General features: G+C 67.3%; 10 protein-coding genes. 8 read left to right on the plus strand and 2 right to left on the minus strand.

All coding sequences use genetic code 11. From position 1 onward, the window contains the following. Window positions 1–31 precede the first annotated feature (31 nt). The 5 genes from L2Y94_RS00815 to L2Y94_RS00835 all read left to right on the plus strand — a co-directional run bounded on the left by L2Y94_RS00815 (window position 32) and on the right by L2Y94_RS00835 (window position 7,382). Entirely contained in the window at window positions 32–1,939 is a 1,908-nt protein-coding gene (locus L2Y94_RS00815) for an LTA synthase family protein (RefSeq protein ID WP_247372307.1), read from the plus strand. A gap of 189 nt (window positions 1,940–2,128) precedes the next feature. Then, complete coding sequence (locus L2Y94_RS00820; RefSeq protein WP_247372309.1) at window positions 2,129–2,536, plus strand: GntR family transcriptional regulator; 408 nt, start codon at window positions 2,129–2,131, stop codon at window positions 2,534–2,536. A 20-nt stretch (window positions 2,537–2,556) separates the two neighbouring features. Then, window positions 2,557–3,465, plus strand: coding sequence for an ABC transporter ATP-binding protein (locus tag L2Y94_RS00825; RefSeq protein ID WP_247372312.1), 909 nt, complete (start codon window positions 2,557–2,559; stop codon window positions 3,463–3,465). 10 nt (window positions 3,466–3,475) lie between these two features. Further along, entirely contained in the window at window positions 3,476–5,311 is a 1,836-nt protein-coding gene (locus L2Y94_RS00830; protein ID WP_247372314.1) for a hypothetical protein, read from the plus strand. A gap of 22 nt (window positions 5,312–5,333) precedes the next feature. Then, window positions 5,334–7,382, plus strand: a complete 2,049-nt coding sequence (locus L2Y94_RS00835) for a S9 family peptidase (RefSeq protein WP_247372316.1) — start codon at window positions 5,334–5,336, stop codon at window positions 7,380–7,382. Here the strand turns inward: L2Y94_RS00835 and L2Y94_RS00840 are convergent. Together L2Y94_RS00840 and L2Y94_RS00845 are read right to left on the minus strand one after the other, a co-directional pair. Beyond that, on the minus strand, window positions 7,366–9,972 hold the full coding sequence (locus L2Y94_RS00840) for a GAF domain-containing hybrid sensor histidine kinase/response regulator (protein ID WP_247372317.1): 2,607 nt from the start codon (window positions 9,970–9,972) through the stop codon (window positions 7,366–7,368). The two genes, L2Y94_RS00835 and L2Y94_RS00840, sit on opposite strands and share 17 nt — an antisense overlap. 101 nt (window positions 9,973–10,073) lie before the next feature. Further along, on the minus strand, window positions 10,074–11,825 hold the full coding sequence (locus L2Y94_RS00845; RefSeq protein ID WP_247372319.1) for a zinc ribbon domain-containing protein: 1,752 nt from the start codon (window positions 11,823–11,825) through the stop codon (window positions 10,074–10,076). Window positions 11,826–12,173: 348 nt separating this feature from the next. Here L2Y94_RS00845 and L2Y94_RS00850 point away from each other — a divergent pair, with 348 nt between their 5' ends. Genes L2Y94_RS00850 through L2Y94_RS00860 form a run of 3 tightly spaced genes read left to right on the plus strand, consistent with a single transcriptional unit; the run spans window position 12,174 to window position 14,874 of the window. Continuing rightward, the gene (locus tag L2Y94_RS00850) at window positions 12,174–13,091 is read left to right on the plus strand and encodes a zinc ribbon domain-containing protein (protein ID WP_247372320.1); all 918 of its coding nucleotides are present in this window, start codon (window positions 12,174–12,176) and stop codon (window positions 13,089–13,091) included. 14 nt (window positions 13,092–13,105) lie between these two features. Next, the gene (locus tag L2Y94_RS00855) at window positions 13,106–13,798 is read left to right on the plus strand and encodes a hypothetical protein (protein WP_247372322.1); all 693 of its coding nucleotides are present in this window, start codon (window positions 13,106–13,108) and stop codon (window positions 13,796–13,798) included. After that, complete coding sequence (locus tag L2Y94_RS00860; protein ID WP_247372324.1) at window positions 13,798–14,874, plus strand: hypothetical protein; 1,077 nt, start codon at window positions 13,798–13,800, stop codon at window positions 14,872–14,874. The genes L2Y94_RS00855 and L2Y94_RS00860 overlap by 1 nt, the downstream gene beginning before the upstream one ends. The last annotated feature ends 9 nt before the right edge of the window (window positions 14,875–14,883 follow it).

Here is a 14,883-nt window from a genome sequence, read left to right on the forward strand (position 1 = left end):
GGCCACCGCGCCCACCTGCCGGATTCGAGCCTTGCGCAAGCTTACATGGCGTTTCCTCGCCGCCATCCTGGTTTTCCTCACGCTGTCACGCCTCGGCCTTTCGCTGTGGCAATGGTCGCGCGTCCACGATGCCGGCGGCCTCTGGCCGGTGCTGTTCGGCGGCTGGCGCATCGATCTTTCGCTGGTGGCGATGGTGGTGGCCCTGCCGGCGCTGCTCTCGCCCTGGCTCGGCCATCGCGCGTGGCCCACGCGCATCGCCGCATGGTGGTATCGCGTGTGGTGGTTGCTCTTCGCGTTGCTGGAGGTGTCCACGCCCCAGTTCATCGTCGAATACGACACGCGTCCCAATCGCCTGTATTTCGAGTACCTCACCAGCCCGAACGAAGTGGCCGCCATGCTCTGGCACGGCTACAAGCTCTCGGTGGGCGCCGGTCTCGTGGCGCTCCTGCTGATCGGCTGGATCGGTTTCCGCCTGTTGCCCACGCGCTCGCCCGACCGTCGTCCCATGCGTTTCGTGTGGCGGCCGGTGGTCACCGCGCTGACCTTCGCCGTGCTGTTCCTGGCCGGCCGCGGTACCTTGCAGCACCGTCCGCTCAACGCGTCGCAGGTGGCCTTCACCAACGACGCGATGGTCAACACCCTGCCTCTGAACTCGCTCTACAACGTGCTCAACGCGGCCATCGCGCTGGGTAACGAGCGGTCGGCCTCGGCGGTGTACGGCAAGATGGACGAGGCCGAAATGAACGGCATCGTGCGGGCGACGGCAGGCCTCGACGGCCCGCCGCTCGATCCGCGGTATCCGAGCCTGCACAAGCAGGAGGCCACCCGCCAGGGCGGCAAGCCGCTCAACCTCGTGATCATCCTCGAGGAAAGCCTCGGCGCCCAGTTCGTGGGTAGCCTCGGCGGCGCGGGCTACACGCCCGAATTGGACAAGCTCTCGAACGACGGCTGGTGGCTCACCCGCACCTACGCCACGGGCACGCGCTCGGCGCGCGGACTGGAGGCCGTCACCACCGGCTTCCTGCCCACACCCGCCGAAGCCGTGCTGAAACTGCCGCGCAGCCAGCGCGATTTCTTCACGCTCGGGGCCTTGCTCGACACCTTCGGCTATCACACGCGCTTCCTCTACGGCGGCGAGGCGCATTTCGACAACATGCGTTCGTTCTTCTTCGGCAACGGTTTCAACGAAGTGGTCGATAGCGCCAACTTCGAGACGAAGCCGGGCTTCGTGGGTTCGTGGGGCGCCTCCGACGAAGACATGTTCAAGGAACTGCACCAGCGGTTGCTCGACGACGGCGACAAGCCCACCTTGACCGTGGCCTTCTCGGTGTCCAACCACACGCCGTGGGAATACCCCGCCGGTCGCATCCAGCCGCAGGGCGAACCGGCCAGCAACGCCAATGCCGTGCGCTATGCCGACTGGTCGATCGGCCGCTTCTTCGAGAAAGCGAAGCAGTCGCCGTACTGGAGCCACACCGTGTTCCTCATCGTGGCCGACCACGACGCGCGCGTGTTCGGCGCGAGCCTGGTGCCGGTCCGCCATTTCCACATCCCAGCGCTGATCCTCGGCGCGGGCGTGCCGGTGAAGAAAGACGACCACATCGTGAGCCAGGTCGACCTCGCGCCCACCTTGCTCTCGCTCATCGGCATCAGCAGCGAGCATCCGATGCTCGGCGCGGACCTCACGAAGCGCTATCCCGACCGCGCGATCATGCAGTACGGCGACAACTACGGTTATCTGAAGGACGACACGCTCGTCGTGCTGCGTCCCAACCAGCCCGCCGCGCAGTACCGCTACGTGATCGACGGCGAAAAGCTCGAGCCGGAGGCGGTCGATCCGACGCTGGAGAAAGCGGTGCTGGCGCATGCGCTGTGGCCGAGCTGGGCGTACGGCAAGCAGCGGTACCGGTTGGCCCCGAAAGAAACGGCCACCAGGTAAGGCATTCGCGACCCCTTCGCCGATACGATCGGCTCCCACCCCTTCGGTAGCGGACTGACTACCGAAGGGGTGGGAGCCGATCGTATCGGCGAATGCAGGCGGAGCGGTATCTCCACCCATCAGTCACGGTTGACCGCCCCCGTGCGCTCATGCTGTACTACATGAACTAGTACACATGGCACACCAAAGATGGCCCGTACCCAGGCATTGCCCATCCAGATCGCCACGGGCGATTCCCGTCCCATCGGCCGGCAGATCGTCGACGCCGTGCGCATGCGCATCGCCACCGGCGAACTTCGCCCGGGCGCGCAACTGCCCAGCGTCCGCGGCCTGGCCCAGCAGCTCACCATCAACCCGAACACGGTCGCCAAGGCCTACGCGGAACTGACCGCCGAAGGCTGGCTGGAGTCGCGCCAGGGGCTGGGGCTTTACGTCGCCGAGCCGCGCCAGCGATGGAGCGGTGCCGAGCGCGACCGGCGCATGGACGATGCCGTGCAGGCCTTCGTGCATGAAGTGGTGGCGCTGGATTACCCGCCCGACCGTGCGCTCGAGCGCCTGGAAAAGGCGCTGGCGATCCTGGCGAAGAAAACGGCCTGAACAAGGGGAGGGGCATTCGCATGAACGACGAACCGGTCATTCGTACCCGTGCGCTGTGCAAGCGTTACGGCCGGAAGATGGCGATCGACCACCTCGATCTCGTCATCGAGCGCGGCAACATCCACGCCATCGTCGGCGCGAACGGCGCGGGCAAGTCCACGTTGTTTCGCATCCTCCTGGGTTTCATGCCGGCCACGTCGGGCGACGCGTCCATCCTCGGTCGCGATTGCCGTGCGCTGACGCCCGCCGACCGCGAGCGTATCGGCTTCGTCAACGAAGAACACACCCTGCCCGGCTGGATGACGGTGGCCGCGGTCACCGCCATGCAGCGGCGCCTGTACCGACACTGGAGCCAGGATGCGTTCGACGAAACGATCGGACATTACAACGTGCTGGGCGGCCAGAAGGTCTCGCAGCTGTCGCGCGGTGAACGTGCGGGCTTCAACCTCGCGTTGACCCTCGCGCAGCAGCCCGAGCTGCTCGTGTTCGACGAGCCCACGCTCGGCCTGGACGTGGTCGCCAAGCGCGCCTTCCTGGAAACCCTGCTCTACTCCAACGCCACGCGCGATTGCACGGTGGTGTACTGCTCGCACCAGATGGAGGAAATCGAGCGGGTGGCCGACAACCTCATCATCATGGAGCGTGGCGCGCTGCGAAACATGTCCCCGCCCGACGACTTCCGCGCCCGCGTGTCCTGCTGGGTGGCCGACATCCCCTTTCGCGGCCCCGATCCGCGGCAGGTGCCGGGCCTGCTCGAGGCGCAACGCATCGACGGACTGCATCACTACCTCGTACTCGACCAGGGCGACGACTTCGCGGAGTTCCTGCGCAGTTGCGGCGCGCGCGACGTGCATGCCATGCCGGTGAGCCTCGACCGCGCGGTCAACGGGTTTCTCGCCAAGCACCACGCGATGCCCACCGCGGCCTGAGGAGACAGATATGCTCGACATCGCCCGTTCCGAATGGATGCGCTACCGTTGGTGGTTTCTCGCCTTCGCGATCGCCCACGTCCTCGTTCTGGTGTTCTTCAACCGCCTGGTCGACCTGGGGCAGCAGCCGCTCAACGTGTATCGCCTCTTCGCCGGGGTCTATGCGCTCACGGGAGGGCTGCTGGGTCTGCACCAGATGGGTACCTGGCGCAGGCCCAACCAGTGGCTCAACCTCCTGCATCGTCCCCTGGCGCCCAGGCGCATCGCCATCGCGCTGCTCGCGACGGCGGGGGCGGGGCTGGCCGCGTCCATCGCCCTGCCGACGTTGGCGGCGGTAGCCTGGCAGGCATGGGGCACGGCACGCGTCGTCGATCCGCGCCATGTGATGCTCCCCCTGGGCGGATGGCTCATCGCCCTGTGCGGATACGCCGCCGGCGCTTACGGCATGCTGGCCAATCGGCGTTATTCGGCGAGCGCGCTGGTGCTGCTGTTCTGGATCGGTTCGGCGCACGCCGCAGGCCTCGGTGCCATCGGCGTGCAACTGCTGGCGTGCGCGTGCGGCATCGCCATGGTGCTGGTCGCGTTCCGACCCGATCTCGGCGCACCGCCACGCGGCGTCCTTTCGACGGTACTCGTGGCGTTGCCCGTGCAGGTCGGCGTCTACGTCGGCATCCTCCTGCTGGCGTTCCTCGCCGAACTGCTCTGGATCATGCTTGGCACGCATCCGGCGAACACGGTGGCGCCGCCGCGTGGCGGTTACACGGAAACCGAGCGCATGGCGCCGCGCGAGCGCATGCTGGCGGGGCTCGCGGGCGCCACGCTCGCCGACGCGGCGTTGTGGCGCGAGCAGGTCGCCTTGTCCGAGGTTCACGCGATGGGCCGCCTCTTCGTCGACCTGCCCGTGCGCGGGGCGATGAGCAACGGCGTCGATGCCGAATTCGACGACGACGACGCTCGCGTTCGCTGGACCTTCAGCCATGCCGCCATGCGCTACGAAGGAAGGAACATCGCCGACGGTCGCGGCGTGGGAACCTTGGGAATCGGCACCGATGGCCACGCGTTCCCCGCGATTCCCACCGTGACCGATCCGCTGCCGGGCATGACGCATGGCGACGTGACGATCGTCGCGGGAAACATGCTCTACCGCTATGCGTCGTCGGTGCGCCGCGTCGTACCGCGTATCGCCCTGCCCGAAGGGGAATACCTGCTCGGCGTCACGCCGATGGGCGGCAATCTTGTGGTGCGGGGCGACAAGGCGATCTATCTCTTCGACGGTCGCCATCTCGTCGACGGCGACGGCTTGCTCGCACCGCGCCAGCGCATCGCGATACCCGGCGCGCCGGGCGACCTTACCCGCGCCGAGCTGGTGGAAGCCGTTGACGGTTACCTGCTCTCGTTCACGTTTACCTGGCACGCCTCCGACATGCGCGGCGTCCCGCCGTATCAGACGGTGCTGTGGGTCGACGACGCGGGCAAGGTCGTTCCCGTCGCCACGCGGACGATGGGCTCGGACTACCCCTTGCCGCACCGGTACCGGAGCTGGTGGCCGTCTCCCGCGATGTACGTCGTACGCGAGGTCGCCACGCATCTCTTCGCCGATACCGATCCCACGCAGCGTACCGATGCGCCTTCCGTTCCCGGAGTCGTGCGGCTATGGGCGGCGATGGCGATGCTGGCAAGCCTGCTGGCCGGCGCGTGGATGGTGCGCAGGCGTCGCATGTCTCCCACGGCCGGCATGGCGTGGACGGTAGCGTGCGGACTGATCGGTCCACCCGCCGTCGTCAGCCTGGGCTTGATCGTGCCTGCCGTCGAACACGAAACGGCGAACGTGCCCGCCACCGCCTGATCGACCACCGGAGATACTCGTCATGATCACGTTCCGGCCCTGGCTGGGAGCGCTCCTCGCGCTCGCCTTCTCGATGCCGATCCTGGGTAACGATTTCCGGCGCGACGTACGCGCCGAGGCGGCTCGTCCCGTCGCGCCGCGATATCCTCGCGAGGCGTTTCTCCAGACGCCGTCCATCGTCGCGACGGCGATGGCGCCCGATGGCGGGAGCGTGGCGTTCCTGCGCGGCGACGACGTTGCGCGGAGCGTCTGGATCCTCGACGTCGCCACGGGCAGGGAGCGCATGCTGCTGGCGCACACGGAAGCCACGCGGGTCGCGTGGACGCGTGACAGCCGGTGGTTGGTCGTCGCAGCGCCGGGCAGGCTGTCGGTCCTGTCGGCCCTGGGCCAGGGCGCGCGGGTACTCGCGCTGCTGGGTGGCCCCGAAGCACGCGAATTCCTCGACCCCGATCCGTCCCGGGCGGCGGTCCTCGTGCGGGAACGGACCCTCGATTCGCTGGGGCGTCCCGCGGGCTGGCGCCTGTCGCGCATCGACGTGAGCGGTGCATCGACGGTACTCGAGGAAAGCCCGCGACGCATCGTCGGTTACGCCTTCGCCGGCGAGCGGCTGGCCTACGTGCAGCACATGCGCGACACGTCGATCGTCACCACGCGAATCGACGCGTCGGGACGACGCACCGACGTCCTGCGTTGCGAGGTGTTGCGTCGATGCACCTTATGGCCCGTGGTGGGCGAAGGTGACCGGGTCTACCTCCTCGGCGACGTGGGCGGCGATCTTCGCCGGCTGCAACGCCTGCGCGCCGACGGCACGCTCCAGGAGATCGCCGCCGATCCCGACGGACAGGCCGACGTCGACGACGTCTCGGCGCGTCCCGAAGACGGGCTGCCTGCGATCCTCACCTTCCGCGGCGCCGTCGCCAGCAGCACGGCACTGGACGAGGTGACCGCCGAACGCCTGCGGACGATCGAACGTGCTCTCCCGCGGCGTGCGCTGTCCTTCGATACGGGCCGCTCGCATTGGCTCGTGGGAGAGCGGGGCGGGGCGATGCAAGGGGCGCGTTACCATCTGTTCGATACGGCGACGGGACGTCTGACCGAGATACTCATGGACGCGCCGCGCCATGCCCGCGACGGCCGGCCGGGACGTTGGCTTCCCGAACACACGATGGCGCGGCAGCTGCCGTTCGAGTGGACCGCGTCCGACGGGATGCGGCTGCACGGCTTCGTCCGCATTCCGCCCGGTGAGGACGCAAGCCGTCTCCCGGTCGCCGTGCTGGTGCACGGCGGTCCATGGAACCATGTCGATCCCGACGAATTCGGCGCGGGTTATTCGGCGTTTCTCGCCAATCGTGGCTACGTGGTGTTCGAGCCCAACTTCCGCGGCTCCACGGGGTTCGGCAGGGATTATCTCCTGGCGCCCCGCGGCGATTTCGGCAACGGTCGCGTACAGCGCGACATCGAGGAAGGCGTGCACGCGCTCCTCGATGCGGGGATAGGGGACGCCGACCGCGTCGCGATGGTGGGTGCCTCGTTCGGCGGGTACACCACGCTGCTGGCCCTGACCTGGCAATCGGATCTGTTCAAGGCGGGCGTCGCCTTCGTGCCACCGGCGGATTTCGCCTGGGACCTGACCTGGATCGGTCGCACGCCGGAAGCGAACCGGCTTTCGCGCGAATTGCCCTATGAACGCTGGATGGCGGCGATGTCGTTGGACCTGGCCGACCCGGTCGCCATGCAGCGGCTGCACGCGCAATCGCCGTTGTCGAATGCGTCGCGCATGAGGCGTCCATTGCTCGTGATCGCCGGAGGCCGCGACCAGCGCGTCGCCTTGCGCGGGGTGCTGGGTTATGCGGCGAACCTGCATCTGCTCGGTCGCGACGTGACGCTGGTGGTCGATCCCGACGCCGGGCATGTCAATGAACGTGCCGTGGCGAGGGAGGCGGGGTTCTACCTGATGGCGGACATGTTGCACCGTCATATCGGCGGACGGGCCGATGACGCGCCGGATGCGGAGATGACGGCCTACATCGAAAAAAACACCGCGTTGCCGCAGGCTATCGCGACGAAGTGATGCGACCGTCCAGGGTGCGATGCACGATCTCGGCCAACGCCGCCTGCGAATACGGCTTGGCCAGCCGCGGAATCTCCAGTTGCGTGCCCATGGGCAGTTCCGCATAGCCGGTCGCCATGATCACCGGCAACGTCGGCCAGCGCTCCTGGAGGCGGAGCACCAGTTGCGCGCCCGTCATGCGCGGCATGGCGTGGTCGGTGATCACCAGGTCCACCGGCATCCGTTCGAGCACGCGCAAGGCCTCTTCCGCCGATGACGTGGACAAGACGCGGTAGCCGAGATCTTCGAGCATCTCGACGGTGGTGGACCGCACGAGATCGTCGTCGTCGACGCTGAGCACGGTGCGCAGGTGCCCGTCGCCCATCCTCAACAGGGGCATCGCATCGTCCGGCAGGCGATGCGCGGATGCCGGGCCATCGGCGGCCGGTAGCCAGATCTCCGCCGTGGTGCCTTCCCCGGGCACGCTGTGCAGCAAGAGCGCGCCGCCCGACTGCTCGGCCAGTCCGTGCACCATCGACAGTCCGAGTCCCGTGCCCTTGCCGACGCCCTTGGTGGTGAAGAACGGTTCCGTCGCGCGCTTGAGCGTCAACTCGTCCATGCCGCTGCCGGAGTCGGAGAGGGCCAGGCGCACGTAATGGCCCGGGGCGAGTTGCGCCAGGGAGTCCTGTAACCACACCTCGTCGGTGGCGATCACCAGCCGGCCCGCGCCGTCCATCGCGTCGCGTGCGTTCACCGCCAGGTTGAGCAGGGCGGTTTCGAGTTGGTTCGCGTCGACTTCCACGGCTGGCAGGCGCGGGCCGAAGTGCGTCTCGACGGTCACCGTGGAACCCAGCGAACGCTGCATCAGGTCGGCCATGCCGTCGACCAGCGCGCGGAGGTCGACGCGCTCGGTTTTCAGTTCCTGTCGCCGTGCGAAGGCCAGCATGCGGCCGGTGAGCGAGCTGCCTCGTTCCGCGCCGGCGCGCGCATTGTCGAGCAGGCGAAGGAGCAGGGGCTCCTGCGGCATGCGCTCGCGAAGCAATTCGAGGCTGCCCTGGACGGCCATCAGCAGGTTATTGAAGTCGTGCGCGATGCCGCCCGTGAGGCTGCCGAGCGCTTCCATTTTCTGCACCTGCATCAGCGCCTGTTCCGCCTTGATGCGAGCGGTCTTCTCCACCGCTTCGGGCACCATGGCGGTGACGTCGCCGCGCTCGTTCACCACCGGACGAAGCGAGAAATCGAACGCCCGCACGCCCGTGGGCAGGGTGAGCGTCATGCTGATGTTCTCGGTGGCACCGCCGGCCACGCGGCGCACGGCCGCCTCCACCGTGTCGGACATGCCCGGCGTATCGGTGAACCACGGCGTGAGCCAGAACGGAAGCCCGACCACGTCCTCGAGCGTGACGCCGATGCCGGCCAGTGCCGTGCCGTTGATGTAGAGCAGCGTGCCGTCCGCCGACATGAGCCCCTGGTAGAGATGCGAGGTTTCGAAGATGGTGCGGATGTTCGCCTCGCTGCGCTCCAGCGCGGCGGTGCGTTCGGCCACCTGGGCTTCCAACTCCTCGCGGAATCGCCGCTCGCCGTCCCGCGTCACGGCTTCGGCACGCGCGCGTTCGATGTGCGCCCAGCAACGTTCGGAGACTTCGGCGAGCAGCGCGAGTTCGCGCGGCGTCCAGCACCGGGGCGACGCATCATGGATGGCCATGAGCGCGGTGAGGCGGTTCTCCTTGATGAGGGGCATGCAGATGGTGGCGGCCAGCCCGATCGACAGGAAGGTCGCGGCTTCGTCGGGGTGGAGTTCGGCGGCATTGTCGTGCAGCACGAGCGGTCGGCCGGCGTGCAGCTCGTGCACGGCGCGCTTGCCGAAAGCACTGAGCCGGTAGTGGCCGACGATGCTCGTCGCGCCATCCGTCGCCCAATCGCCGCGGATGGTGAAGCCGTCCTCGTCCGCATCCATGTCGGCGTAGGCGCAGACCGATACGTCGAGATACTCGCCGAGCATGCGCGCGGTGATCGCCATGATCCGGTCGGCATCGGTCGTTTCGGCCGTGCGCTTGCCCAGCTCGTCGAGGAAGCGCAGGCGCTCTTCGCTTTCGCGCACGCGTTGTTCCGCGCGGACGCGCTCGGTGGTTTCCACCACGATGGCGATCACGCCGCCCGGCCGCCCGGTCTCGTCGAGCACCGGCGAATAGTCCAGGTTCATCCACACGGGCTCCGGCTTGCCATGCCGTTCGAGCGTGAGTTCCTGGTCCCGATAGGCCAGCGTGCCGCCTGCCAGGCCGACCCGCATCACGTTGTCGTTGAAGTCGGCGATCTCCGCCCAGCCCTTGCGAACTTCCGAGCCCAGGAGGCGCGGATGGCGGCTGCCCGCGAAGACGGAATAGGCGTCGTTGTAGATCATGATGCCGCGCTCGCCCCACAGCAGCACGATCGGTACCGGCGAGAGCAGCAACAGGGCCGTGGCCGTGCGCAGGCTCTGCGGCCACTGTCCGATGTGGCCGAGCCCGGTGGCGCTCCAGTCGAAGGCGCGTATGAGCGCCCCGGCCTCGCCCCCGGCATCCAGCCAGGAAAGATCGCTATCCGGTCCCTGCTTGGGGGGCGACTCGCTCATCGACGACGACGTTCCATAGGCTTGTCGTACCGAATATATGCATAGCGGATGTGAGGGATTTCGCAAGAACCACCGGGGGAACGCTTCTCCTGGCCGTGACGTCAGGTCGACACGGCGCTGCCACAGTTTCCGCAGAACCGGTCGCCCATGCCGACCGGCGTCGCGCAGGAAGGGCAGCCCAGGGCCGCGATCGCCGGTCCGTGGGCTGGGCCGACGGTGGCGGCGAGGCTGCCGGCCGCGGGTGCGACCGGATGGTTCAGGCTGCCGAGCAAGGCTGCTTTCTGCAGGTCCGTTTTCGACGTGGGCGCCACGATGACGCTCTGCTCCTGGGCGAAGGCGGTCAGGTGATCCACCAGTTGCCTGGCGAGCACGGGAAGCCCGCGCAGGCCGGTGACGAGGCGCACGGAATCCTTTCCGAAAATGACGCTGTCCAGTTCGGCTGCCCAGACTCGCAGTGTCATGGTCTCGATGTTGATGACCTGCTTTTCCGTCTTCACGCGGTCGTTGAACGTATTGCCCACGTCCATGCGGGCCGACTGGTAATTGCCCTGCATCTCGACCCAGACGACGCGCGAGGTGAAGTCGAAGCGCTGCCAGAGCACGTGACCGGCTCGTACGCAATACGAACCCAGGGTCAGCATCGCCAATCCGAACGTCAGCAGCGAGAACAGGCGCGGCTCCAGCGTGGCCGGATCGAAACGTACGCCGAAGACGAGGATCCAGGCCGTGGCGAGGGCGGTGAAGCTCAGTCCGGCGACGTCGAGCCAGGCTATCCAGCGGAAGCGCGGAAGACGGAATGCGCTGGCGACGTCGAGCCTGCGCTGCTCCGCGGCCGGGAGAGGCTGGGTTTCTTCCACCAGTTCGGCCTGGAACGTGCCCACGCCGCCGCCCACCAGCGGAAGGATGCGGGCATAACGTCGGTTGGGTATGCGTTCCACCCAGTCGTCCTGCAGCGTACGGTCGAGTTCATCCATCAGTTGCTTGGGATGGCAATTCATCGACAGGCTGGTCTGCTCCCGCGCCATGTTGGTGGCGGGCGGCCCGCTCATCTGGTTCATCAGGGCGAGGAAGTACATGCCGACGCTCGCGAGCGCCGCCAGGAGCAGGAAAAGCGTTTGCGTTTCCAGCGAAAGCCATCCGATGTCGGGAAGCGCGTGCGAGACCATCGGCAAGAGCACCGGGCCGAAGATGGCCATGAGCACCAGCACGATGAGACCGCGTAGCCCGACATCGGCCTTCGCCGCCGCACCGGCTTCGAGCGGGCGCAGCAGCAGCGCGACGCTGAAGCCGAAATAGAACAGGCCGATCCATGCCGACGCCTGTCGGTCGGACAAGCCGAGCCATGCAATCAGGAAGGAAACGAGCGTCACCACGATGACGATGCCGGTCTGGAACTGCCGTTGCGCGATGTGCTGGACGGGACGCGGCGCGAAGATCAGTTCGCGGATCCACGCATACAGCAATCCGTTGAGCGGGCCGCCGGGTTCGGGGTAGGTCAGTGCGTTCTGCCGTAGCGTCTCCTTGATCTCGTCCGAGTGCGTGGTCTTGCCCACGGCATCCGGGGCAAGCTCCGGCGCGAGTCCCGCGGGCAAGCCGCGTCCGAAGAAAAAGCGGAGTTGCAGGAACAGGCGTCGACCTTTCCTCAGTCCCGTGACGAGCAGCCCCAGGCCGATCAGCAGCGGCAGCATGCTTTGCATGCCGTGTCCATGCGACATGCTTCCCCGGCTGACGATGAGAAGCGTGAGGCCTCCCAGTGTCAGTAACGCGCTCGTGCCGGCGAGGAACCAGTTTTCCACGTAAAGCGGATTGGGAAAATCCATCCGCTGGCTATCGGCGTTGTATTCGTACGACATGGATCGACGTTCCTTCGAATGGAATATTCCGGGGCGCGCAAACGCGATGCCGCGATGATGCTCGCGTATGAATGCCTTGCACGCTTCCCCTGAGATTTGTAAGCATAGACGTACGTCGTGGCGATGTCATGGCGTGACGGGAGCGCAACGCATCAGGAATGACCAGGGGAATCGGATACGCATTTTCGGAAGCGACCTGCGTGCAGGCGTCGTTCATACGGCGTTCCCGCAGGCTTTCAACAGCGTGTCGCGAATTTGTCGCGCGTCATTATGTCGTCGCGAAAAGACACGTCGCGCGATGGATTCGGCATGCCGGTCGCGCGTCGTCCATCGAAGGAGAATAAAGCCATGAAGTGCATGCAATGCGGGCAGGCGCACGAAGGGGGTACCCGGTTCTGTCGAGCCTGTGGAACGCGCATCGAGGCGGTCGACGAGCCGGTGGCTTGCGCCGGATGCGGATCGGCGCTGGCGCCGGGAGCGCGATTCTGCAAACAGTGCGGAACACCGTCCGTACCGGCGACCGCCGCGAAAGCTTCGCCGGATGCCGGACTCGTCGAGCCCGAATCCACCGCGCGATCCGCTGTCGTGGGAGATCGGCTTGACGACGCGCCGCATACCTTCGAACCGACGGTCGTCGACGAATCCGGCGCCGCCGCTCCCGGACCGATCGAGAGCCGTCCCCGCATGCGCGGGCCGCTTATCGCCGCGGCGGTCATCGGCGCGGTCGTCATCGCCGGTGGCGCCGTCACCTGGATGTTCCTGCGCGGCGACGCCGCGCAGCCGTCCGTTGCCGCTCCCGTCGCGTCTGCGCCCGTCCGTGTCGACACGCCGGCCGCGCCTGCCGCCGCGCCCATGGCCGCGCCCGTCGTCGAGGCACCGAAGCCCCCGGAAGACGCGCGTCAGCCCGAACAGCCTGCGCCGTCGGTGGCGGACGCTCCGCACCAGGAGGCGGCGGAGGTGGCCGAGGTGGACGCCAAGGCCCCCGAGGCCGATCACACGCGTCGCGTCGGGCGTACCCGTGCGCGCCCTGTCGCCGGGGACGACGGAACGCCGGTGAAGGAGGCTCCCATGAGTCCCATGAGGGACGTCGCCTTGAACCTCGTGCGCGAGGGCGAGCGTGCGTATTCCCGGCAGGATTATTCCACCGCCATCGCCAACGCACGGGCCGCGCTGGGCGTGAGCCCAAGGTTCGACCGCGCCAGGAAATTGCTTGATGAGTCCCAGCGGGCGCAACAGCAAGCCATGAACAGCATTTCCATCCAGTAAAGGAAGACGTCGCCTTGAACGCCATTCATCGTTCCATCCGCCTCTGTGGCGCGCTTACCGTCAGCGCCGTGCTCGGTGTCGTCGCGGGATGCGCGCAGGTGCCGCCATCATCCGGCAACGCCCGTCCGGGGCAGCCGGTCGCGCGACAGCCGGCGTCGTCCGGCTGCGACACGGGCACCGCCGCCGTCGTCGGCGCCCTCGCCGGGGCCTTCTTCGGCAAGGGCAAAGGGCACCTTGTCGGTGCCGCCGTCGGTGCCGGCGTGGGCGCGATCGCCTGTACCGCTTACAACTATCACGCCCGGCAGGTTCGCGATCACGCCGCCGTGGAAGCGGACTACCGGCGCGAGCGCGGTTCGCTTCCCGAGATGAACACGGTGTCGTCGTATCGCAGCAGCTTACAGCCGTCGGAGACGGTACGCGCAGGTAGTCCGGTCGCCCTGGAATCCAACATCGTCGTGGTCAACGGCACCCATGACCAGGCACCGAAGCTGGCCGAAACGTTGACCTTGTATTCGCCCGACGGAAAGCCGTTGTCCACGGTGACGAAACAGGCGACCGACATCGGCGGCACGGGCGAATACCAGACCAACTTCAGTTTCAACCTGCCCAAGGGCATCCAGGGCGGGCGCTATACGGTGCGTTCGTCGTTGTCGATGAACGACAAGGTGGTAAAGACCAACGACATGCCCATGCTGGTGGTGGGCTGATGAACACCACGGACGGATCCGTCCACACCCCTCGCATCGGTCTGTTGGTCCGCTGTTACGAAGGCCTTCGCAACGGGCGCGCATTCACGATGCTGGCCATCGGTATCGTCGCGGCGGGAGCGCTCATGGCGCTGGCCGGTTCACTGACGATGCGGGTCGGCCTCCTTGCGGGTGTCCTGCCGATGATCGTTGCCGTGGCGGTGTGCCTGGCGGGCATCAACGGCGCGGGGCTGCTTCTCCTCGACCAGGCGGACGGTGCGCCGTCGCGCAGCTTCGGGGCGGCGCTCTTCGGCGGCCTGCACAGCACATGGACCGCGCTGCTGGCATTCCTGCTGCTAGGCCTCGGACTGTGCGGCGTACTCCTGCTGATGTACCTGCTTTCGCTCCTGGCACGGATTCCCGGCGTCGGTCCGCTGTTCGCGTTTGTCCTCACCGGCCCCGGCGCCATCGTGCTGGCGTTCTGCTACGGGATGCTCGCGCTGGGCATTCCGCTGGTGCTCGTCGCGGTGTGGCGCGGTGCCGGCGTGTTTGCCGCGCTCGGCCGCGCGGTGGACATCGTGGTGAAGCGTCCTCTGGATACCCTTCTGCACTTCGTGCTTCTGGCGCTTCTCATCGCGCCGGTGGCGGCGTTCGTCGGTTGCCTGCTTGGCCTCACCTCCACGCTGAGCGTGACGATGTTCGGTGGTGGCGGCTCGTTGTTCATGCCACGCCAGCGTATCTACGGAGGATTCGGCGGAAGTCCCCTCGACGGTGCGTTCGACCAGTTCCAGTCGGCCGGTGCCGCGGGAGCCTCGGTGGGGATGATCATGCTGGTGGTGGTGGCGCTCTTCGTGCTGGTGGGCTTGCTCGGTTACATCATGATCCACGACTCGCTGGCGACCGGGCTGGAGGGCACCTCGGAAGATCGCCTGCAAGCCGGGATGTCCACGGTCCGGCGCGCGCTGGAGACGCATCGCCCCCAGGCCACGACGAAAGGACCGGCGTCCCCCGTCGATCCGGTTCGCGATTGCGCGGGATGCGGTGCCCGCATGACGGAAGGCGATCGCTTTTGCGGAGAATGCGGACAGGCCGGCTGACGCCGGCGG

This window comes from Luteibacter aegosomatis (genome assembly GCF_023078455.1).
In the GTDB taxonomy this organism is placed as follows: Bacteria; Pseudomonadota; Gammaproteobacteria; order Xanthomonadales; family Rhodanobacteraceae; genus Luteibacter; species Luteibacter aegosomatis.